This is a genomic window from Woronichinia naegeliana WA131, assembly GCA_025370055.1.
Lineage (GTDB): Bacteria > Cyanobacteriota > Cyanobacteriia > Cyanobacteriales > Microcystaceae > Woronichinia > Woronichinia naegeliana.
The window spans coordinates 7222464-7245763 of sequence record CP073041.1 but is presented as its reverse complement, the minus strand read 5'-3'; the positions used below and the strand labels follow the sequence as shown (position 1 = coordinate 7245763).

Here is a 23300-nt window from a genome sequence, read left to right as displayed (position 1 = left end):
GATATTATCAAGAGTTTAGACAAAAAATAATCCTGAAAACTGAAATTTGAAACCTGAACCAACAATGATCAATGATGCAATTGATAATCGCCAATGGTGGGTACAACGCTGGCTAGAATTACTAGATTCCTATCGCTTTAAAAAACGTTTAGAACGGGCGCGTAATTATGCCAGGGAAGGTCATGTTCTGAGTATGGAGTTTAATAATGCTGAGGTTATTGCCAAGGTACAGGGCAGTGAAGCAGAACCCTATCAAGTTTTGCTCAATCTTGATCCCTTTACCAATGAAGATTGGTCTTATATTATCGGTACTTTGGCAGAAAAAGCTCTCTATTCGGCTCAGTTATTAGCGGGTCAAATGCCTGAATCTATTGAACAGGTTTTTATTAAAAATGGTTTAAATTTATTTCCCTATACCCTGACCGATATTCGTTCCCGTTGTAGTTGTCCTGATAAAGCCAATCCCTGTAAGCATATTGGTGCGGTTTATTATCAGTTAGGCGATCGCCTGAGTGAAGATCCCTTTGTGATGTTTCGGTTGAGAGGGCGCAGTAAAATTCAACTGTTAGCCGCTTTACGACAACAACGTAGTCAGCCGACAGAATTAACCGCGATCGCTACTCCTATCGCACTAGAACAAGATCCTGTAACTCCAATTGCGAATTCTGCCACTCCTGTTAAGCCAACTAAAACCAAGGTAGAAGATCTTAAAACTTTAGAAAAATTTTGGTATTACGATGAACCCCTGGATCCTTCCCTAGTGGCGATCGCTCCTCCCACCGATCTCAAAAATAGTCTAGATCTATTGGGAATGATGCCTTTACCCCAGGAAGAAGCTCAGGAAGTTAAACAGTTCTTACAACCCCTTTACCAAACCGTTAGCCAAAAAGCTCTAGCGGCAGCTTTTTCTATCCCAGACTAAGACCCTAATTTAAAGGCTTCTAAAAATAGACTATAAACAATACCCATTTTAAAAAAATTTACCATCTCTAAAATCAGCGATCGCTGTTGATTATTCTTCAACGGTTGACGATAAACCCAACGGCTGACTAATTCCACAAACAATAATAATAGACCGGCACCCACCACATCCCACTGAGCATCTTGACCGGCAGTCGTTGAAACGGCGGCTCCAATAAAAAAACCGGACAAAAATCCCAGCAAAACTAAGGAAATCCGTCGCCAAGGATTATTAAAAAACTGGGTAAAGCGAGTTCCACTAATTTCAATGACAGTGTTGAGACGAGTCCGTTGCATTGGCCGTTATTTCCTCCATTTATTCCTTCTATTTATTCAGACGATCTAATAGCCAAAGGGAAGATAATAAACCCGTAAAATGGGCAATAATGGTATTAGTATTAGCCTGAATTGCCAAAAGATCAATGGACTGAACAAATTGTTTGGGATTAGCGGCCAAAGTACCCTGGGGAATACTGAGAGATTTAACTAGTACGATTCCACTCACTGACGCGGCTCCAATAATGGCAAAACCCATGCCAATCAGATTAACAATCAGACCCCAACGCACAATTTTTAAAATATCGGTTCGTCGGGGATGACTAGGAGCATCCACATTTTGCAATTCTCGTCCCAAGCGTCGATAACGTATCGAAAAGTAAATGGCAACGCCTAAAAAGATAAGGGAAACAAAGGCAGAAAAAATGCCTCCCTCAATGCCACTGGTTCGATCCTGCCCCACCGTTAGTCCCATACTGGCAAACAAAAAGGTGACAGCCGCAAACGCTCCAACGACAATTTGAATCCAGAAGCCCAGATTGCCCACTGTCGTCAGATTGGTGGAGGCTCGCAGAACAGCTTGAGGAACGGAAGTAACCAAACCAGAGTTGGATTCTCGCATATCTCTATCTCTACTCATGATGATGCGGGGAAGATGCAATTGGTCTATGATGCTGACTTAATTATTAACTATTTCGGGACGGAGTGTTGGCTAATATGGATGGTATTTGTACCCTCGGCAATGATGGGGTTTATGATTCCCTGCTGGCGTTGCTCAATAGTATTGAAGTGCAGTTAGGCCCGGATTTTCCCATCTGTATTTATCCCTATGATCATCAGCTTGAACGACTCAAAACCGCGATCGCTGACCGCCCGAATGTGATGCTGTATGAGGATCAATCCTCCATTGAACGGTGGGACAATTTTGCTCAACAAGCTTGGGATTATCATCCGACGGCTAAATACCACTGGCGAAAAGCTGGCAGTACAGGCTATCATCGATTTGGAACCCATCGTCGCTTTTGTGCCTTTGATGGCCCCTTTGAACGGTTTCTCTATATGGATGCGGATACCCTACTGTTAGGATCCGTCGATGACATTTTTGAGCAACTCACCGGCTCCGATTGCGTAGTCTATGATTTTCAATATAAAGATCCAACCCATATTTACGAGATCAACTCTCCTCACTTAACCCAAATCTTTGCACCGTCTCGTCTCCAAGCAGAGACTTTTTGTTCTGGTTTTTATGCTTCCCATCGCCAATTGTTTTCTACCGATCAATTAGGCCAAATACTTTCCCAACTACGGGGTGGTGAAGCAGAAATTCTCTATCCCTTTGCCCCAGATCAATCTCTTCTCAATTATTTAATGATGCGCTCTGAAAAAAAGATCAATAATTTAGCTCTGACTTTGCCGCCGACAAAACGGACAGGTTGTTGTGTGACTTCTGAGCATTTTCAGGAAAAAGAGCATCTTCTCTACGATCGCGGTAAACGTCTTACCTATCTACACTATATTGGTCTCCCCAAATCCTTATTTAGTGCCATTTGTGCAGGAGAAAACCTAACTTTCCCCTATCGGGAAATTTTTCTATATTATCGTTATCTTCACAAACCTGAACAATATCCTCAATTTAAGGGCAAAGCCATTCCCTACAAACGATCTCCTTCTTTATGGTCACGCTTTATTCATAAAGGAACGAGGATATTAAAAGAAACTTTTCTCCTCAATTTATTTTTTTCTTCTTAAGCTCATATCTTACCGCTCTGATCCTTTTGTTCTTAACTAACAAACTGTTGAACTTTACCTGATGTATAAACGATTTCAAAACCGCTTTCGCCAAGATCTCAGAATCGAGTCAACTTTTGGCGTTGATGGTCGCTTGGATCGTTATATCGTGACTGATCCCCTATCAGGCAACAGTTTTGAGTTTACAGAAGAAGAATACTTTCTTTGCCAAGCAATGGATGGTATGACCAGTGTAGAGGAAATTATTTATAATCTTCAGAATACCTTTAAAATTTCTCTTAGTTACGATGATTTTGCTAGTTTTTCCCAAGAATTAAAGACATTTAATCTACTAGAAATTTATGAACGGAATCTGACTAAAACGATTAAACTTTTCTCCGTAGCTGATCCAGGTAAAATTCTAGCTTTTTGGGCGAAATTTCTGAGTCCTTTACGCTTTTTAGTGTGGTCGCTGATTGTTATTTTTCCTCTAGGATTAGTCACGTTCTTAAGAAACCAACCGCTATTTTGGGTAGATAGTGTTTCAAGAACTGGCAATCTTCAATTTTTTCTGCTTGTCTATTTCTGTTTGTCGCTCTTGAATTTTCTTGGCAAGTGGTTGCAAGGTTCTGTCTGTCTTTATTATGGTGGGCTGGTTCAAGAATTTAACCTCGATCTGATTATGGGCTGTGTCCCACGATTTAATCTGGATCGCCAAGGTTTTTGGGCAATGGAGCGGCGATCGCGCCTCTGGATTTTTGGGAGTCCCCTGCTGTTATGGCTGGCAGTGATGGCTTTTTCTTTGTTTGTCTGGATTGGCAATCGTAATGCTCATTTTTCTTTGGCCACCGGTGCTTTAGTGTTTTTCTACTCTGGGTTGATCAGTTTCTTGGTTGATATTAACCCTCTGTGGTTTACGGCCTCCGATGGTTATGGCTGGTTTGTTTCCTATTTCCAAATTGGTTCTGATTCTCTCAAAAGATCGATGGAAATTTGGCGCAGAACTATTCTCTTTAAGCCGCTTCCCAAAGCCATTCCCCTTTCGACTAGAATCCTTTTATTTCTATTTGGAATCTTCGTAATTCTTTTTAGTATTGCCTTTTTTATTTACATCGCCTATATTACTTTTACAACCCTAGTCTTCAGCTTAAAAGGGACAGGGGCCGTTATTTTCTGTGCTATTTTAATACTATTCACCGTCAATATTATGTCAAACTTTAACTGGAAACCAGAGTCTATTGGTCATGCTCCGCCGCCGCCCATAGAACTTCCCAGCGATCGCCGTCAAAATAGTTCTAAAGACCCGTTAAATGGGTTTTCCCAATTTCTAAAGAATTATTGGCTTCTATTATTATTGGCAGCAGGAGCCATTATTATTGCCTTACTACCCTATCGATTTAGCGCAGGTGGTTCTATTCAATTACTTCCTCCGAAGGAACAACCCATCGAATCAGACGTGGTAGGAACATTAACGAAGGTCTTTTTCCCTGGGGGAGATGGCAAATTTATTCAAGCAGGGCAGGTCATCGCCCAATTAGATTCGCCAGAACTACAAAACAGTTTACTGACAGCCCAGGATAAGGTGACTCAACAAGCAGCCAATGTAAGACAAGCTCAAGCTGATCTGCAACAGTTATTAACGACTCCTAGAGAGACAGACATTGCGGTTGCCAAGGAAAAAGTTGGCATTGCCCGTAGTAATGTGGGCGTGGCCGAAAACCAAGTAGAAGTTGCCCGTAGTAATGTCGGCGTTTCTCGAAATAGGGTTAGAGTCGCCGAGGGAAATGTAATACTAGCAATAAACGAGGTAGAAGTCGCACGCAGTAACGTCCGTGTTGCCGCTAATAAGGTAGCCGTTGCTCGTGGCCAAATTCAGTTAGAGCAAACCAAGTTAATAACCGGAATTAGCCAAGCTGACTTTAGCCGTCGGGAAGCCGAGCGCTACAAAGAATCCTACCAAGAAGGGGTTTATTCACTACAACAATATGAAAATCAGCTAAAAAATGCAGAAACAGACACAAAGCAACTGGATACCTTTAAAGCTTCAATCCAGGACGCTCGTAACCAGTTAGAAGTCTCCAAACAAGATTTGGAGGTCGCTAAACATGACTTAGCGGTTGCCAAGCAACAATTTTTAGTTTCTCAACAAGATTTGGCTGTTTCTCGTCAACAATTCTTAGCCTCTCAACATGATTTGGGTGTTGCTATTCAACAACTGAATACGGCCAAAAGTCAGCTATCAGAAGAGATCGCTAATTATAACAAGGTGGTTGCTGGCCCCCATCCCGATGAAATTCAGGCGGCTCGTGAAAAAGTACAATCTTCCCAGGCAGATCTGAAACGTCAAAAGCAGGATTTAAAATACTATCAGGATCAAGTAAAACGCACACAATTACGAATGCCCTTTGATGGGATTCTTTCTTCCGCCAATCTCACTGCTAAAATTGGACAGTACATTAACAAAGGCGATACCTTTGCCACGGCCACTCTCAAATCTGAGCCGATCGCCGAAATTAAAGTCCCAGAAAATGTACTAGACGTGCTTGCACCCAATAATAAGGTCAATATTCGTTTTTATACGTTTTACAATACCCTCTTTACAGGAAAAGTCATGTCTGTCCAAACGGTGACAGAAAAAGATACGACCTATGGTCAAGAGGCCTTGGAAGATCAATCGGGGAAAAGCACCAAGTATCTATCTGAATCGGCGGGACAAGTGCTAAAAGTCACCATTAAAATTGATGATCCTGACCAACAACTCAGACCTGGCATGACTGGTTATGCCAAAATTGAAGGCCCCACCATGCCAGTCTTTATTGCCTTTACTCGACCCATTGTCCGTTTCTTCCAGGTCGATTTCTGGTCTTGGTTCCCCTAGAATTTGCCCTTTTATTTCAAAACAGCGATCGCCTGATTGTCTTCAAAATGAATCGAGATAGCAGGCAAAGGAGTCGTTGCTTCTAACACTGGACAACTCACCCACCATTCTCCAGCTTCCGTAATCCCCACCTGGACATCGACGGGAGCTATTTTGATATTAAGGGTTTGTTCTGCCCATTGTCGGATCAAATCCTTGGCCACAATACTGGCAAATAACCATTCTGTCTTCAGTTTTCCATCCTCCGCCGGCAGTTGATTGTACCAATAGTCTCGCTCCTGGGCATTAAGAACTAAATGAGCCAAAACCCGTTTCCAAATCCCCCAGGAATTTTCTAGAAAACTATCAGGATAAATGACTAAACTCCGCCCCCAGATGCCCTCATCCTGTCGCCAGGGTTGGGACATAAAGGTTTCCTGGGGATTCAGTCGTAACGCATAGTAGCGATCAGGTAGTTCAAAATAACGATCCTGCCACTGTTCGATGCGAGCCACAACCGCCCCTGAAGTATCTAGAAAGTCAAAATCGGAAATGGTTTGTCGCTCATTGACAAATTCCATAAAACCTCGGCCAATCACCTTTTGATGATCCGCCAGTTGGGGGCCATACTGATGAAAAGCCTTGACTTGATAGGGGAAAACACTAAAGCCTGCCCCGTAACGCATGGAAATCCAATAACCCACCAACTGACCAACGGCATCCATTAAACCAGAATCAATCTGGAAACGGGGACGACGAATATCTCGAAAGAAATTATCAAGCGGGATCACTTCCATTTCCGCCTCAATTCCTTCATGACCCCAGCGACAAATATGTTTGACCCCTTGGAAACGTGGCCCGTGAAACATCCCCGTTCGATAAAGATACTCATCCGGTAGCCAGGAGGCTTGGGGATGAGTCAAATGAAAGGGCATTTCTGGGGGAGCCGGTGGAAATTCGTAGGCCAATCGCACCGTGCCTTCAAAAACTAAACTATTCATGCCAGCATCGGGCAGAAAGATTTGGGCATAGACATCCCACTGGTTTTCACTCGGCTGAGGTAATAATTTCGCCTTAATTTCGAGGGTAATATCTCCTTGATCCAAAGCCAGCCAACGATAACCCCGTAAATTGAATAGGCTGATCACCACCTTATCGGTTCCCACTAGAGACTGAGAGGCTTCGGCCAAAATCTCCATACTGATGGTAAAGGGAATAACGCCTAACGGAAAAAGAGCATCATCAAATTGGGAAAGCTTACCCCCAAAGGTATGGTCTAGCAGAAAAATATCGCCCGCCATCGTTAAACGACGTTGCCAAACAATTTCCCCTTCGCTTTGGGCTAAGACGGTTCCTAGGAAGGGCCAAATCTCCTGGGGAGTCAGGGGTTGGAATTGGTTTTGCCCATTAGTACCGTTATCAACCGTACCAGAATGATCATAGAAATTGGTTAACACTCTGGTTTGATGGCCGAGGAAATCTTGCATCAGACCAAAATAATCGTTCATAATCGCACCCTGTCTGGGGACAGAAGGCTGAACTACTAGGTTAGATGGGGAGGTTGGGGGATTATCGGATGGTAGCGAGGGGATTGTTGCGATCGCCGGCGGTAAAGGTTGAGGCTGTTTGATCGCCTGGCGAATTTCATCAATGACTTGCGATCTCGCCCGCAGCACCGGCATATCCACGTCCAAGAGAGGCATGGTAAGAGTCTGAGGTTGGCTACTGAGCAGGGTTTCTAGCTCAATGGCCGGGATGGCACGATACTGATAAAGAGGTTGCCAATTAACCGCAATGCCCTTGACCCAGAGACGGGCTAAAAGACGTTGAAATTGCTCTAAACCGGATGCTCTTTGATGGTTGCTGGCCAAAGCCAGAACGCCTTTTTTGCGTTTTAAGATATCACCAATAAAGCCGGTTAAATGACTACTGGGGCCCACTTCAATGAAGGTATTAACGCCCTCTCGCTCTAGTTTTTCAATGGTTTCTCGAAAAAGAACGCGACTTGACCATTGTCGGGAAGCCAATTCTCGAATGCCTTCTACCTCGGCGGGAAAAGCGGCGGCGGTGCAGCAACTATAGAGGGGAATCTCACTGGTTCGCATTTCAATGCTGTCAAAGAAGACCCTCAGCAGTTCTGTAATACCGATAAACAAAGGCGTATGGTAGGCTCGATCAAAAGGGAGTGCAACACAAATTCCGCCGGCATTTTGCAGTTCGGCCATAGCTGATTCCATCGCTGTTTGATCGGCAAATAGGACGACTTGGTTGGGACAATTATCCATTGCGAGGTATAACTGCCCTGAGAATTTTTCGAGTACTGTGGTCAAGGCTTGGGGTTTAATGCCACCCACTGTCATCAAAACGCCCTTGGGAATCTCAGCTTTGGCTTCAAAATCTCGATAGATCTGATTGAGATGACGCATTTTAGCCAGCAAATCATCTGTACTCTCATAGGGAATGGTGCCTGAAGCTACTAGGGCAGCAAATTCTCCAGTACTATGTCCGAGCATGACATCCCCCGTAATCCCACATTCCTTGAGCAAGGCATAGAGACCCATACTGGCCGCAAACATGGTTTCTGTGGCCACTCCCATCCGAAAAAGTTGAGCCTGAATTCTATCTCGTTCTTCGGCAGTGAGACTGGTCGGAGGAACAAAAATCAGACTACTGGGAATGGCCGCTGTTCTGCCAGCGAAGGCCGCATCTAAGAGGTCAAACCAAGCCCTTACCTGGGGAAAATGCAAACACAAATCCGCCAACATATTGGGATATTGGGAACCTTCTCCGGGAAAGAGAAAGGCAACTTTATTCGGCGTTTTTACTTCTTCGATTTCGCTGTAGAGAATGCCTTGACGACCAAAAAGACGATGACGTTGGGGATCATTTTGTTTTTCTAGGGCGATCGCCAATTTGGACTGTAAATCCGAACTGCTGGTGGCGAGAATGGCTATTTTGCAAGGCCCGTCTGACTCCTGGGCTAGGGCCATCGCCAGTTGATTGAGTTGAATATCTGGATTATGGGCTAAGGCTTTTTGTACTTTGCTGCCTAGTTCCGTCACGGCTGACCAGGATTGACCAGTCAATAACACCAACTCTGTCGGCCATTGGGCGTGCATTTGGGGAGCAGTTTCCTGAACAGCCAAGACATCAGTGGTGGTTCGATATTCTTCCAACACCGCATGGGCATTAATGCCGCCAAAACCAAAAGCATTGACTCCCGCTCGTCGGGGTGTGGTTTGACCATGAATCCAGGGCCGAGCTTCGGTATTAATATAAAAGGGGGTTTTTTCTAGTTCCAGATTGGGATTCACTTCCTCACAAATCATCGGGGGCAAGACCTTGTGATAGAGAGCCAGAGCCGTTTTAATTAAACCTGCCATTCCTGCCGCCGGAATGCAATGACCAATCATGGATTTGACTGACCCCAAAGCAACATTGGGAATTTGACCTGCTTGCCGTTGCCCAAAAATTTCGCTGAGGGATTTAACTTCGGTGCGATCGCCGAGATCCATGCCCGTACCATGCGCCTCAATCAATTCAATGGTGCTGGGATCGACTTGACTACTTTGATAGGCTCTTTCTAGAGCTAAAACCTGACCTTCAAGACGAGGAGCAAGAATACCTGCCCCACGACCATCACTGGAACTGCCTACTCCCTTAATCACCGCATAAATGCGATCGCCGTCTGACTCAGCCTCTTCCAGCCGTTTAAGAGCGACCATGCCAACCCCTTCTCCCAACAGTGTGCCATCGGAATGGGCATCAAAGGGACGGATCGTCGTCCGTGAAAGGGCCCCTAGCTGACAAAACATCATATAGAGTTGGGCTGGTGTGGCCGTATGTAGTCCCCCCGCTAGAACGAGGTCACAATGGCCAGTGGTTAGCTCTTGAATCGCCAGTTCTACCGCAATTAAGGAAGAGGCACAGGCCGCATCGATCAAATAATTCGGCCCCATCAAATTCAAGCGATTGGCAATTCGGCCCGTAATCACATTGGGAACTAAACTGGGAACCGTTTCCGCATTAAAGGGAGCCACACTTTGCTTAAGCTCTTTCCGTAAACGCTGGAGAACTTCTTCTTCTAACTCCGGCTGTAACTGACGCAGCAACGTCAAGGTTTGGTCAACGATAATGCCATGCTGTAACAAAACGGAATAACCACGATTGATATAGGTTCCGCGACCAATCACAATGCCCGTATTCTGACGATTAAAGGGACGTTGACCATCCCCATAACCGGCATCAATCAGCACATCTCTGGCCATCCGCATCGCTAGAAAATGATCGGGTTCGGCACTGGCGATCGAACGGGGCATAATGCCAAATTCCAAAGGGTTAAAACGGGCTAATTCTCCTAAAAAACCCGCCTTCTTGGTATAAATTCGATCATTCTCCTCCGAATCAGGATCATAGTGGGGCCCTGTCCAATTATCGGGGCCTTCCGTAATGCCACTCACTTTATTAAGAATATTTTGCCAATAGGCTTGCACATCGGCCGCCTTGGGATAGAGTCCCGCCATCCCGATAATGGCAATACTATTGGACTGAGCGACTACGGAATCGAGAGGTTGCTGCGTCATGAATCCACTAAATTAGGTAAATGATGGCTAAGGTACCATTTCTAAATCGGACAGATGGAGATAAATCTGACCAAAGTTATTCAGGAAATCCGCATCAAAGCGATACTTGACCGAATCGGGTGCGACCTTTAGTTGATAAAAGCTGTTGTAATCAGGGTTCTACAGGGAACCCATATTGATCAAGTTTTGCCCAAAATTGACTCCATCGTTCCTTGGTCAATACCAAAGCTCGTAGGCTCAAAATAATTCCTGCTCCTTTTTCCTTCCATCGCATCCCTGAACAACATAATCGTTGTTTGACCAACGTCTTACAAGCTGCTTCCGTAACACCTGAACCAATCGGATACTTTTTCTCTATGTATTCAGCATAATCCATTTGATGCTGATGATTCTCGTAATAAGTAATCGCCGCTTGTAGTTTCTCGGTAAGATTCTTAGAATGACTTTTTTCTTCTTTGACTTCTTTCATCAGATTTAGCAGTTCTCCTGCTTTTCCTTTTTCATGCTTGAGTTCTCGACAATTTTCAGTCAACCATTCTTTTTGTTTTGACACGGTATTCGGATGCAACGCTTCTGCCAAGGCACCTAAGTAACCAGAGGCATGATAGAAATCTAATATCTGTTCTTCCGTTTGCTTTTCTAAAAACTTCCAATTTGATTCTGCCCCGTCTGCTATCCCGACCAATGTTGCCTCTGGATAACGGTTTTTCGCTCGCTCAATTTCTCTTTCTAATCTTTCTAGAAAACTCTTTTTTCCATACTCTGGTGCCGCACCTAGATAGATTGTATGTTGACGTTCGCCTTCACTATCGTATAGGGAAACGGTTCCCACCATTGCTTCACGGTAGCCATCCTCACACATCAGCATACAGGTTCCATCTAATCCTATTCCCACTGTTGCAATTTGGCTATCCTCCTTGGGCGGGGCATAACTCCACGCTTCTTCTTTTGCCTGTACCACACTTCCTACTGCTTCACTCAATCTTTGGATATAGGATAGCGCTACTTTTCTACCATGATTTTCTAATAAATCATTTTTCACCTCTTTGCCTGCCATCCCTGACATTTTTGAGGATACCTGTTTTGCCAATAATGGCGTTGATGTTATGATTATCCTTGCTTCTCTTTCTAAGGGGCAATACGTTTTTCCTCAAAGGTGAACGCTGATATACATGACGATTCACTATAACCTCACCATAAGGTGTTTGATATTCTTTCGGTTGCTCTCCCTTACTCTTCCAGATTTCTTCACCGATTTTTAAGGGTGAACCATCTGTATCTAAATATTTCAAGGCTTCTTTGCTGGCGATGCAACCTACTTCGTTTAAGCCTTTTTGAATATTTATTTCTGTATCCAACATTGAACGACTGAGTTCTAATGTTAGTTCTATTTTTATCTTTGAACCCTCTACATTAATTAGTTTTGCTGTCATCATTGTTTCCTCTTTGTCACTTTTCATCCCATGTTAACACTTTTCTTTTCCTTCATCAACTAAAGGTCACACCCACCGAATCAGTCCCCGACGCTTTTGCTCGCAGGGCCAGGGTTAAGGTCGTCGGACGAGGGACAGAGGGGGAAACTTGCACTGCCCCTAAACGCGCTACATGAGTGACAGTTTGAGATTGGCTTTTTGCCCATATACGAGCTAACTGTAGGGCTGCATCCACCCATTGAGGGTCAAGAAGCCAGGTCGGTTGTGGTGGCTCCATCGTCGGCAGGAATTCGGCCACAGAACTACTGAGGATTTCAGCGTTAGCTCCTCGGTTTTGCAACTGAGCAATGGATTGTAGGCTCTGACTTTTCCCGTTAAGTGCGGATTGCAAGCTGCCAGCCTTGGCAAAGGTCATGCAACTTCAACCAACCGCGCCAAAGGACTTGGATACCGAGAGGAGTTTTACGACGATGTTCAAGATAACCACCAAGAAAAGCAACAGACTCGACAGCCCAAGCAACAGTCAAAATAGGGGGAAGTTTTTGAGAGGCGGCTGCTTTTAACACCTGAAGTTGAAGAGGATTAAGAATTTCAATCGCGAGAGCATCGGGCTGGGTACGATGAAGATAAGTAACGTGTAAAAGTTCAACAGCAATGACACTTAAAAAACCCAAAAGAGTTTTCATTCCATCAGAGGCAAGTCGATAACGCTCACTCTGACAACCAGACTTAAGGACTTTATGAAATTCTTCAACCCGCCATCGGTAGGTGTACCAACGAAGAATAGTGACAGCCATCTCAATAGTCTCAACAACTTCTGTAGTCAGAAGCATCCAAGATAAAGGAGTTTCGCCTTCGGGACAATCGATTTCTGTCGCATAAACAGCATAGACATTCAACGGGTCACGATTATCAAAACGATAGGGAGTTCGTAGATTAACTGAGCAAAATCGGACGGCAAGCTTAACCTTCCGTGCTTTTCTTTTTCCTGTACTCGGAATCTCGATTTCTTGATGAAAACGAATCGGTTCTGATTCCAAATGTTGCCAAAGTCGTTCACTATTTTTGTCTAAACTACGATTATGAGACGCTCTGACCAGCACTCCTGTATGCTTGAGTTGACGCACTGAGTCAAAGACTTCTGAAACATCTCCTTCTCTGTCAAATACATGAATTACCCTCGTTGAACTTTCTACCTGTTTCTCACAGGTGTTTAGAGCCTCTACCCATTTGTAGGATTCTTTTTCCTCAAATGGTCTTTGACGAGCTGCTTTTCTTTGTTCTTTCTGTCTTTCTTTTTTCTGCTTCGCCGTTTCATCTGTTGGGGGCTTTTCTTTTACCTCCCTATTCCACAGTTTTTGCCATAATAAACCTAATACTTGTCCTTTTTCTGGCTCAATTGCTAAAGCACTATGCAGTATTAATCCATTCCCTCCTTTTCCAGTCGGCCCATACCCTTCCCTTTTTTCCTTGATATTGCGATAATCTAAGAAGGTCGTATCTCCGACTGATAGCATTATCTTATATTCTTCTACGGCGGCAGTTGTCATTTCACAGTGCGGCTCTATTATCTTGACAAAGTCTGTTTTCGGATTCCCAAAAATTCATAGGCCCTCTTTAACTCGTTTCCTCCCTTAAACACTTCTGATAAGGCTTTTCCAAACCCCTCACTTAACTTTTTCCCAATCGAGAAGGCACGATTGTTTAGCCTCTCGTCTCCCAATTCACAACTGGCAAAGTTTTTTGTCCACCATTCCAACATTTTTTGACCTGCCCTTTAAGATTTTCTCCATTTTACAGTCTCATACTCCCTTCATCCTTTGTTTTTGAAATTTGAACGATAAGCGGGATGATGGCTTCAGAATATTTTTTTCCTGTCAAGAGAATCATTACTCAAACCCTTGCCAGATAAAGCCTCTAGAAGTTTGCATTGCTGGATTTTGGACTTAACGGGAAAAGTCAGATTGTAGGCTTTGCCAAGGTTGACCCGGTAGGTCATAGGAGCCGCTATAAATTTCTGAATGGGTTAGGTTAGCTCCACCCGTTAATGGTTCAGGAGCACTGAGGCTCAAATCTTCTAGGTATACTTCAAACGTTCATAATCTGAGATTTATCAAAGCGTTGAAATCGTAAGGTGAGCAGAGAATCAAGCTCCTCCTTATATTTTACGTTAGCATCCTCAAGACATCCTGAAATTGCTGCAGAAAACTGCGTAAAATCTTCATAATATTTTGCGTATAAACACTTCTTCTTCACAAACTTCCACAGTCTTTCAATTAAATTCAAGTTAGGAGAATAAGGAGGTAAGTACAGTAACTCTATTCCTAATGATTCTGCCAACTCCTGTACAATTCGGCATTTTTGATAACGAGCATTGTCTAATACCAACGTAATCGGTATTAATAGTCCTAATTCTGCTATCTTTTCTAGGAGTTCACAAACCTGAGTTCCCGTAATATAAGAACTGTTCGTTACCATAATTACTTCATGGGTAATTGCATTTAATGCTCCTAACACATTAAAACGTTTTCTCCCTGATGGTGACTTAATAAAAATCCTCTTGAAGCACCATATAAAATTTACAAATGCTCCCATTACAAAATGAGAGGCATCTACAAAGAAAACTGCCCTTTTTCCTGCTTTTGCCTCTTCTAGCCTTGGTTCTAGTTCTTTTTCTCTATAGCTATCCTGAGCTTCTACATCTGCTTTTGATGGAATTGTTCCCACCTTTAGAAACCTCATTCCTATTGACTTTAAAAATTTTCTGACTTGCGTCGGACTTCTTTTTATTCCTGTTAATTCTTCTATTCTTTTTACTGCTTCATTTATTGCTGCTGGTGGATTTGACTCAAAATATGCCTCAATTGTCCCTTGATGCTCTGTTAACTCGCTTTTCGGGCGATTAAATTTTATTTCTTTTAGTTTTTCTATCCCGCCCTCTTGATAATCACGGATATAGCTTGTCACCGTATTTACTGAAACTCCTGCGAATTGAGCAATTTTTTGATGAGACAATCCCTGACTTTTTAGCCATAAAACTTCCATCTTTAGCTGCACTCTAGGATGCGGGTGATTAAACCGACCGTAAGACAACAGTCTTTTGTCTTCTTCTGTAAATTCTAACTTAATCATTTCTCAGCCTCTTGACTAATTTTTCTATTTTTATTATATTATCTCTTATTTTTAGAATTCGCAACCTGTGACCGTGTTTAGTATAGTAGCGTAAACTGACAGCAGCCCGATAGAGAATTGCCTGAGTTTCTACCGCCACCATTTCCGTTACAATTTCGATGGATTCTGTATTGCTATGACTAGAGGCGATCTCCTTGAACATGACTTCTAGGGAGGCGGTGGAGTCTGCTAAAATGACGGGCTGCAAGACTTGAAAATCTCGAACTTCTGCTAGTTTCCATTCCGGCCAACCAGCCTGGGCCAATTCTGCTAACCATTCCAAGGCGATCGCCGGTGAAAGGGTAGGCAATCCCTGGGGCGAGTAATCTCGCAAATATGGGTCATTAAGCAGGGAAAACTGATGACTGAGGGTGAGACTACCATTCGGTTGTAGTTGAAGCTCACGTTCTAGAAGCGGGAAAGCACGGGGCGGCAGTTTTGGGGCCAGATCGACAATGCGTAAACGGGCCTGTTCCTGTTCTTTACTTTCCCAGGGGCCTTCCCCAGCAATGACTTCTGCCTCTCCTTTGCGACCGTAATAGATCTCATTGAGGAAAAACTGTCGGCCTTCTACTTCGGGAATAGGAATAATGCCCTGTTCTCGTAGCTGGCGTTTAACCCCCTCAGAGGCCATGCCTTCACTATCCCAGGGGCCCCAATTGATAGCAACAACCCGTACCGATGGCCATTGCTGATCTAGATACCAAGCAAAACGGTTCATCACCTCATTGGCAGTGGCATAGTCCGATTGACCCCGATTGCCATAACGACCAGCGATGGAGCTAAATAACACCAAAAGTTTAAGGGATTCAGGACGCAGATAGCGACTCAATAAAAAGAGACTATCGACCTTGGTATCAAACACTCTGGCAAAGGAATCCAAGGGTTTATCCGCTAGTAACTTGTCCTCAATAATGCCCGCCCCATGAACCACCGCATCTAAACGACCATAGTGGCCATAGATATGATTGAACAAGGCTTCTACCTGGGAAGGATCTCGACTATCAACGGTGTGATATTCCACCTTGGCCCCTAGAGTGCGTAAGTGATCTAAACTTTGACGCAAACTCCGTTGTTTTAAAAGCTGTTTAACCCGTTGTTCTACTAAGACAGGGGTGGGGATAATTCCTTCACTTTTCACCTGGTTTAACATCAGGGTTCGTAATTGACCAATCTCGGTGATGCCTTGGGTTAGGTCTGACTCAGGAGTCGGTTCCGGCGATGCCAAAGGCACGCTTCGCGTACGCCCTGTCAAAATCAGTGTTAAACCAAGGGGAGCTAGATCGGCCAACATTTGGGCTGTAATGCCTGTTCCTCCCCCCGTTGCCAACAGCACCCAATCCTGGGTGGGCTTGAGAGAGGGTTCTCCCGACCGGTCGGTAAGGGGAATCTCTAAACTGCGAAAAATCGTGCGGGTGTTTTGAGGATAACCCACTTCAATCCGTCCACCTGGCAGCAATAATTCTTCTAGGATGCGAGCCGCAATCACCGCAGGAGCCGCCTGATCAAAGTCCAAGGATTTTGTCACCACCGTTGGCCATTCCGCCGCCAAAGTTTTGAGTAAACCTGTCTGGCCACCAGCGATCAAGGAACCAGGTTGGCATTGTCCATTGCGGCCAAATTCACCCCCCAGATTCGAGGCTCCCAGCACCACCGCATAAACCTCTTTACCCACAGCCTGTAAATCCTGAGCGCAAAGTTTAAGCAATTGCACAAGACCTTTGATCTGCCCTTGGGTTGCGGCTTGCCAGTCGGCAAGATTTTCCGGTAAAGGATGAGAATTTAAACCGAGTAAATGCACAATGCCCGAAACGGGCCCCTGTCCAGCCAAGGCAGTTACTTGAGCGGTTAATTGTTCAGAATTAGCCAGCACTGATTGGGAAAGCAGTACTGTTTTAACTCCCCGTTGCTGTAAAGCCTGGGCCACTAAGTTAGCAACCCCCGTTTCGTCTTCGGTAATCAGAAAAAGACCAGCGAGCGGGGCCACAACCGAGATCGGTAAAACTTCTGGTTCGGCTCCCATGACGTAGCGAGGGCTTACCGCTTTCCCAAGCCATTGACCTCAGTTCCAGAGGAGGCTCCTTGGGTCATCAGGGCTAATAATTGATCCAGAATATTATCTAGGGATTTAGCACTGGTAAAGCGTTCCATTTGTTGTTGCACTTGACCGGCGATCGCCCCCGACAACTCTTCTTGTAACGCGCCTAGAATTTCAACTCGCTTAATGGAATCAATCCCTAATTCCGCCTCTAAATCCTGATCCAGTTTTAATAAATCGGTGGGATAACCCGTGCGATCGCTGACTAAATTCAACAGTATTTCTGTTAAAGAAGCCCGATCCAGGGTTGAAGCATGGTCGGTCGTAGGGACAACGGTTGCTGCACTAGCGGTGGGTTGGCTCACGATCGCTGGAGTTGGGGGCGATACGGGGAGAGGGGGGGACGGGGGGACGGGGGGAGGTGTACTGACGGTTTCTATGGGAGCAGGAATCGGGCGTAAACCGGCAGGTACAGTAAGGTGATGGGCTGGAGGCGCAGAACCATCTCGATGACCACCATTAACGGCCGGACTAGGTTGGGGAGCAATCATCGGGGCCGCATTACTGACGGGCATACTGCGCCAACTATTACCGGGCATTGGGGCAGCAGCCGGCATTCCTGTGAGGAAATGAGCCATTACCCGTTCCTGTAAAACCAGAAAATGTCGCATGGTTTCCTGATAGGACTGATAAGCCATCAAGGCTTCCTGACCAGGGTTGTAGGAATGGTGAGGCGGAAAATTGTCAGGATAATTTGGTTGATTCATCGGGTAATGGCTGAGGGGAAGAGAAGCTTGATCAGAAATTGTAGTGTTGTCCGCCGAAATTGGCAGGGAAGCTGGGTTGGAATGAACAGAAAAAGCAGGGAATTTGTGGTTGGTTGGGCTGATATTGCTCACCGTTGGAACTGGGGCTGTTCCTACCGGCTGGTCAGGTTTCGGTGTTGGGCTAGTAGTTTGTACCGAAGTGGGATTTACCTTGGCAGTTTCTAGGGTTAGGGGGGGTAATTTTCCTGAATAGCCCACGGCTTCATCCTGTTTACGGATGCTACCACCATTGAGCAGCCAGGTCGTGCGCGATAAGTCTGGCTTACGGGTTAACTCAACGAGACGATTGAGTTCTAAGGATTGAACCGGACGATGTTGGAAAAGGGCTGTCACGTTAAAATCAATGCCTCGAACAAACAAATTACCCAGACCCACTAGCAATCCTCGCAGATCACTGCCGCCAGCATCTAAGGCAACAATCGTGTGATCCCGTTCTGCCAAAATTTGGCGACTCAGATTGCTAAGGATCGAACGCGGCCCCACTTCTACAAAAGTACGGACTCCCTGCTCATACATCGTGGTAATTTCTTTCACAAATTCTACGGGATCCAGTAGATGCTCTAACAGGAGTCCCCGCAGACGCTCCAGATCATCAGGCATAATATCCCCCGTTACATTGCTGTAAACCGGAATCTGGGGAAGCTGCATCTCTGTACGATTGATGGCCTCAGCTAAGGGGGCCTGGGCTTGGGTCATATAGGGAGAATGAAACGCTCCCGAAACCGGCAGTGTCCGAGCATTAATACCCTCTTGATTGAGGCGATCTACCAGAGCTAAAACGGCTTGGGTTTGTCCAGCAATGGCCACCTGGGAGGGGGTGTTGTGACTGGCCAGAACAATGTCTTGAGTCGCTTGAAGATATTTTTCGACCGTAGCGCGATCGCTTTGAACCGCAGCCATAGTTCCTGGAAAATCTTGACCCGCTTTAGCCATAGCCTGACCACGAATGGCAGAGAGCTTGAGAAAATCCCTGGCAGAATAAACCCCCGCCCCATAGAGCGCAGTGTATTCCCCATAGCTATGACCCGCCAATACGGACGGTTTAAAACCCAGACGACTCAGAAAATGGAATAATCCCATCGACAGAGTTCCGATCGCCGGTTGGGCCACATTGGTTTGACGGAGAACATCCTGTTGTTGACGTTCCCCCGCTTCGGAATAGGCACTAGGAGGATAGATCAACTGGCTCAAACGTTGGGGAAAGTGCGAAGCGAGTTGCTGATCGGCAAAGGCAAGGGCCGCCTGAACTTCAGGCAGATACAAACTCCATTCCCGTCCCATTTCAGGATATTGGGCTCCCTGACCAGGAAAGAGAAAAGCGATGGGTTGGGTCGAGGGGGCCGCATTCTCGCCGTAGAGAATATGGGGCGGTAAGACCTGGGTTTCAGACCCATTCAGGTAATCGAGGGCTAGGGCTAAATCGCTTTGAAGTTGACCGAGATTGGCCGTCACAATGGCTAACCCAATCGGATAGGCCGTGAAAGATTGCGCCCGTTGGGCATAGCTATAGGCCAAATCCCGTAACTGAGGCTCGGCTCCTGCCTGTAACTGTTGTTGCAACTGTTGAACTTGACTAATCAGTTTTGTCCGGTTTTCAGCCCGAAAAACCAATAATTCTTGCGGCCAAGGATTACTGCCGAGGACGGATTCCTGTAAGCCGCCGTCATACTCTTCTAGAACAGCATGGAAATTGGTTCCCCCAAAACCAAAGGCACTTACCCCTGCCCGTCGAGGATAATCAGGATTTGGGAGCCAGGGATGAGCTTCTTTTAAAAGGTAAACAGGTGTTTCTGCTTCTTCCAGCAAGGATAGGGGTTTTTGCACGTTGGCATGGGGCGTTAAGACTTTGTGATAGAGAGCTAAAGAAGCTTTGATCAACCCTGTTATACCAGCCGAACCTTTTGTATGACCAATCAAAGATTTCACTGAGCCAATCGCACAGGATTTGGGTAGGGCCTTGCCGCTTGCCACGAGGGTATTGTTGATGGTTTCTAATTCGGCCTTGTCTCCCGCCGGTGTTCCGGTTCCATGAGCCTCATAGAGGGCGATCGTGCCAGGGGAAAAGTCTGCCTTTTGATAGGCTCGTTGCAGAGCGCGACGTTGACCAGAACTCAAGGGCGCAGTTAATCCCAAAGCCTTACCATCACTGGAACTGCCCACACTCTTAATCACAGCATAAATGCGATCGCCGTCCGCTTCGGCATCCTGAAGACGTTTGAGCACGACAATACCAGCACCTTCACTAATGACAATACCATCGGCATTTTTATCAAAGGGTCGGGATTGACCGGTGGGGGACATGGCTGGCGTTTTACTAAAACAAAAATAGGCAAAGGGGCTTTGTGTAGTATCCAAGCCACCGGCGATCGCCACATTACAACGTCCTGACTCCAACTCATCCACGGCCATTTTCAGGGCCAAAAGGGAAGAAGCACAGGCTGCATCCACACTACAATTCGTCCCACCAAAATCAAAACGGTTGGCAATACGACCGGCTGTTACATTTAATAAAAGTCCTGGAAAACTTTCCTCTGTCCATTCCGGCAATCGATCCCAAACTTCCGGCGGCGGATTTTCCACAAAACGGGGAATTTCTGAACGAGTTCCGTACTGTTGTCCCAAGTCAGCACTACCGCCACTCACCCCTACAATCACAGAGGTATTTTCCCGATCAAAATCTCTGTCTTCGTAACCCGCATCGGCCAAAGCTTTACGCACTGTCTCCAAAATGAGCAACTGCATCGGCTCAATGGATTTTAAAGATTTGGGAGGAATACCGTAATCCAGAGGATCAAAGGGAATATCGTCTAAAAAGCCGCCCCATTTGGAATAAATCTTGTCTCTGGCAGAACGATCTGAGTCGTAATACAAACGCCAATCCCAACGATGAGCCGGAATTTCCGTAATGGCATTTTTCTTCTCAAGAATATGGCTCCATAATTCCTCTGGACTTTGAGCACCTGGTAAGAGAGTGCCAATGCCAATAATGGCAATATCGGAGGGTTGGGTGAGTTGGCCAGAGGGAGAAGATGGCTGAGGTAATTCCTGCTTTAAGAGGAGATGATTGCTTTCCACACAGACCTGCTCATGAAGATCCTTAATGGTAAAGATTTGCTCATGGAGGGTGGCCACTTGCCCAATCATGTACATCCCTTCTGCCCGTTGCTGCTCCAAAGGAACGGCCACTATTTTCCCTTCGGCATTACGGTTACAACCCTTAGAAGCAATCCGTAGGCGACCCACATTCAAGTCTTCTAAGGCATTGCGAATTTCTTCACTGGATTTCCCTTCTGTCAATAAACGACGACGAGTTTCTTCAAATTCTTGGGAAAAAGGGGTGACGGCACAACGGGTGGCATGACCTGGCCCTGACTCTAGGGTTACAGTACGATGACATTGAATCGCTTGTGCTTGAAATTCAGGGATAATTGCCCCCCCGACCACAGCTTCTTGGGTGAAGAGATAGGCCGTTCCCATTAACATTCCCACTCGAATACCTTTGGCCACTAGCGGTGCGGTCATGGCCCCCAGCATCGCCGCCGAGTAAGCATCGTGAATTCCCCCCGCGAAAAGCACATGAACCTCTGAGGCCATACTACTTGTCACTTCATTCAACAAGGTAGCAATCATGCTTTCCCAAAGCACAAAGCTGGATAAGGGGCCCACGTGTCCGCCGCATTCACGTCCCTCAAAGACAAAGCGTCTGGCTCCCTGTTGTAAGAACATTTTAAGCAGTCGTGGGACAGGTACATGGATATAGGTCGGAATTCCCAGGGATTCAAAATGGGCCGCTTGATCGGGTCTGCCACCAGCAATTAGAGCAAACGGGGGCTTAACGGCTCGAATGGCTTCCATTTGTTCTTCCCGTAGGGTTTGGGAAACGAAACCCAGCATTCCTACTCCCCAGGACTGTTCTCCTAAAAGTTCTTGGGTCTGACGGAGGAGAGCTTCTACCTGTTTACCACGCATCATGGCTAGGGCTAATAGGGGTAGTCCTCCACCTTTGGCTACGGCGGCAGCAAATTCTGCGGTATCACTTACCCTGGTCATTGGCCCTTGAACAATGGGATACTCTGTCCGATGGGCCTGGGCCAACGGCGATCGCGCCTGAAGAGGTTGAAGATCTTGAGCTTGTTTGACCTGTTCTACACTCTGACCCATCAAGGCTTGAATCAGGCGGCCAGTCGTTTTATAACGTTCTACTAATCCTTCGGCAAAACCCACCGCTTGACCCATTGGCCAAACAAAATCCGTTGCTTCTCCCCAACCCATAATGTCTGAGACACGCTCTTGCCAGAGGGGGATCGCTTGGGCCAAATCTGCTGCTTGAATTTCCAACTTCTCTGCCCATTCTTGTAAGCGAGCAATTCCTTTAAAGCTAGGACGCGCTAGAACTCGACAACCGGCTCCTAATTTGTCACCATAGAGTGAGGCCTCTTGTCCACTCAGCCCCTTTAAGTGACGTTGCCAAGTTTCCGGCAGAGGTGACTCTGGCATTAACCATAATTGATCATCTAACACCACACCAGCGGCCCCAATGCCATAACAAGCGGCTGCGGTGCAAACCCCGATTCCCCCCTGAACAAACACGGGCAGTTTGGGTGAAGTCTGCTTTTGGTATTGTTGGGCCACGACTTTTTGTACTAACATAAAGGCGGATTCCTCGCCAACCCAACCCCCACTTTCACTTCCTTTCAGCACAAGACCGGCAATAGGGACAGATAAGGCTACAATCTGGTCAAGCTGATCCGCCCCTGTCACTTCTAATAAGAGTTGATAGGAATGGGCCGACGGTAACTGAGTCAAAATATTGTTTAAATTCTCTGCTGTCCAACCTGTCAGCATGATCCAATAGGGACGAGCTGATAAACGAGACAAAAGGGAAGATACAAAAGAAAGCTGATTCCCTCGGAATCTTAAACCCATCTCTTGTTCCATCGAAATAGTCCCTAATAGAGTATTAAGATTTTGAGTGATTCTCTCTCCATCTTCGGGGCGACAAAATTCCAGATCGAGTACGCCCACTCCGCCGGCTTTACTGGTGGCGATCGCTATTCTGGAATGAAGCAACCCAGCAGGTGTTAAGGAAAAGCAGAGTTTTTTTTTCATACGAAGGGTTAATTAACAGTAATGGTTTTGCTAATAATCACTAACTTTTGTTCATTTTCAAATTTTTAATTTTTATCCAGAGATTCAACCTGAGCCAATCTCTCTGTTTTTGTTTATCATAATCTTGAATTGAACTTCTTGGCTTCACTATGCTCTTGGGATTTAAAACTGAGCTAAAACTCAATAACGCCCAACGGACAACTCTCGCCAAACACGCTGGGACTGCCCGTCATGCCTGGAATCAAGGTTTAGCCCTTACTTAGGCTGTCCTAAACCACAATCAATCCCATCCCCACGACAAAATCAAGTTCTCCTCTT

At 45.7% G+C, this 23300-nt stretch carries 13 protein-coding genes and 1 pseudogene; 4 read left to right on the top strand and 10 right to left on the bottom strand.

The window, feature by feature from the left end; translation table 11 throughout:
• The first annotated feature begins 67 nt into the window (after nt 1-67).
• Nucleotides 68-922 (top strand): SWIM zinc finger family protein, encoded by an 855-nt coding sequence (locus tag KA717_36785; protein ID UXE64897.1) that lies wholly within the window; start codon nt 68-70, stop codon nt 920-922.
• Here the strand turns inward: KA717_36785 and KA717_36780 are convergent.
• Together KA717_36780 and KA717_36775 are read right to left on the bottom strand one after the other, a co-directional pair.
• A complete protein-coding gene (locus KA717_36780) occupies nt 919-1257 on the bottom strand; it encodes a DUF565 domain-containing protein (GenBank protein UXE60930.1) in 339 nt (112 codons plus the stop codon). The genes KA717_36785 and KA717_36780 overlap by 4 nt on opposite strands.
• A 28-nt stretch (nt 1258-1285) precedes the next feature.
• Nucleotides 1286-1858: a DUF3611 family protein gene (locus KA717_36775; GenBank protein ID UXE60929.1), complete on the bottom strand. Its 573-nt coding sequence runs from the start codon at nt 1856-1858 to the stop codon at nt 1286-1288.
• Nucleotides 1859-1941: 83 nt separating this feature from the next.
• Between KA717_36775 and KA717_36770 the strand changes: the two genes are divergently transcribed.
• Both KA717_36770 and KA717_36765 read left to right on the top strand, forming a co-directional pair.
• Nucleotides 1942-2985, top strand: a complete 1044-nt coding sequence (locus KA717_36770; protein UXE60928.1) for a hypothetical protein — start codon at nt 1942-1944, stop codon at nt 2983-2985.
• Between the two features lie 61 nt (nt 2986-3046).
• Entirely contained in the window at nt 3047-5842 is a 2796-nt protein-coding gene (locus KA717_36765; GenBank protein ID UXE60927.1) for an HlyD family efflux transporter periplasmic adaptor subunit, read from the top strand.
• Nucleotides 5843-5853: 11 nt separating this feature from the next.
• Here KA717_36765 and KA717_36760 read toward each other — a convergent pair whose 3' ends face one another.
• The 8 genes and pseudogenes from KA717_36760 to KA717_36725 all read right to left on the bottom strand — a co-directional run bounded on the left by KA717_36760 (nt 5854) and on the right by KA717_36725 (nt 22943).
• Nucleotides 5854-10404, bottom strand: a complete 4551-nt coding sequence (locus KA717_36760; protein ID UXE60926.1) for a polyketide synthase dehydratase domain-containing protein — start codon at nt 10402-10404, stop codon at nt 5854-5856.
• 151 nt (nt 10405-10555) lie between these two features.
• Nucleotides 10556-11837, bottom strand: a pseudogene (locus KA717_36755) (ISKra4 family transposase).
• Nucleotides 11838-11892: 55 nt separating this feature from the next.
• Nucleotides 11893-12252 carry a hypothetical protein gene (locus KA717_36750; protein ID UXE60925.1) on the bottom strand — a complete coding sequence of 120 codons (360 nt, stop codon included), beginning with the start codon at nt 12250-12252 and terminating at the stop codon, nt 11893-11895.
• Nucleotides 12212-13387, bottom strand: a complete 1176-nt coding sequence (locus KA717_36745) for an IS4 family transposase (GenBank protein ID UXE60924.1) — start codon at nt 13385-13387, stop codon at nt 12212-12214. The genes KA717_36750 and KA717_36745 overlap by 41 nt, the downstream gene beginning before the upstream one ends.
• Before the next feature lie 17 nt (nt 13388-13404).
• Nucleotides 13405-13599, bottom strand: coding sequence for a transposase (locus tag KA717_36740; protein UXE60923.1), 195 nt, complete (start codon nt 13597-13599; stop codon nt 13405-13407).
• A gap of 326 nt (nt 13600-13925) precedes the next feature.
• Nucleotides 13926-14969: an IS630 family transposase gene (locus KA717_36735; GenBank protein ID UXE60922.1), complete on the bottom strand. Its 1044-nt coding sequence runs from the start codon at nt 14967-14969 to the stop codon at nt 13926-13928.
• Nucleotides 14962-17031, bottom strand: a complete 2070-nt coding sequence (locus KA717_36730) for an SDR family NAD(P)-dependent oxidoreductase (protein ID UXE60921.1) — start codon at nt 17029-17031, stop codon at nt 14962-14964. The genes KA717_36735 and KA717_36730 overlap by 8 nt, the downstream gene beginning before the upstream one ends.
• 14 nt (nt 17032-17045) lie before the next feature.
• The gene (locus KA717_36725; protein UXE60920.1) at nt 17046-22943 is read right to left on the bottom strand and encodes an acyltransferase domain-containing protein; all 5898 of its coding nucleotides are present in this window, start codon (nt 22941-22943) and stop codon (nt 17046-17048) included.
• Between the two features lie 188 nt (nt 22944-23131).
• On the opposite strand from KA717_36725, the gene KA717_36720 reads away from it, so the two are divergent.
• Complete coding sequence (locus tag KA717_36720) at nt 23132-23245, top strand: helix-turn-helix domain-containing protein (protein UXE60919.1); 114 nt, start codon at nt 23132-23134, stop codon at nt 23243-23245.
• Nucleotides 23246-23300: the final 55 nt, after the last annotated feature.

Bases quoted from the DNA above. Each gene is read 5' to 3' on its own strand.
- KA717_36780 (UXE60930.1), bottom strand. From the start codon at position 1,257: ATGCAACGGACTCGTCTCAACACTGTCATTGAAATTAGTGGAACTCGC.
- KA717_36775 (UXE60929.1), bottom strand. From the start codon at position 1,858: ATGCGAGAATCCAACTCTGGTTTGGTTACTTCCGTTCCTCAAGCTGTT.
- KA717_36765 (UXE60927.1), top strand. From the start codon at position 3,047: ATGTATAAACGATTTCAAAACCGCTTTCGCCAAGATCTCAGAATCGAG.
- KA717_36760 (UXE60926.1), bottom strand. From the start codon at position 10,404: ATGACGCAGCAACCTCTCGATTCCGTAGTCGCTCAGTCCAATAGTATT.
- KA717_36750 (UXE60925.1), bottom strand. From the start codon at position 12,252: ATGACCTTTGCCAAGGCTGGCAGCTTGCAATCCGCACTTAACGGGAAA.
- KA717_36745 (UXE60924.1), bottom strand. From the start codon at position 13,387: ATGACAACTGCCGCCGTAGAAGAATATAAGATAATGCTATCAGTCGGA.
- KA717_36740 (UXE60923.1), bottom strand. From the start codon at position 13,599: ATGTTGGAATGGTGGACAAAAAACTTTGCCAGTTGTGAATTGGGAGAC.
- KA717_36735 (UXE60922.1), bottom strand. From the start codon at position 14,969: ATGATTAAGTTAGAATTTACAGAAGAAGACAAAAGACTGTTGTCTTAC.
- KA717_36730 (UXE60921.1), bottom strand. From the start codon at position 17,031: ATGGGAGCCGAACCAGAAGTTTTACCGATCTCGGTTGTGGCCCCGCTC.
- KA717_36720 (UXE60919.1), top strand. From the start codon at position 23,132: ATGCTCTTGGGATTTAAAACTGAGCTAAAACTCAATAACGCCCAACGG.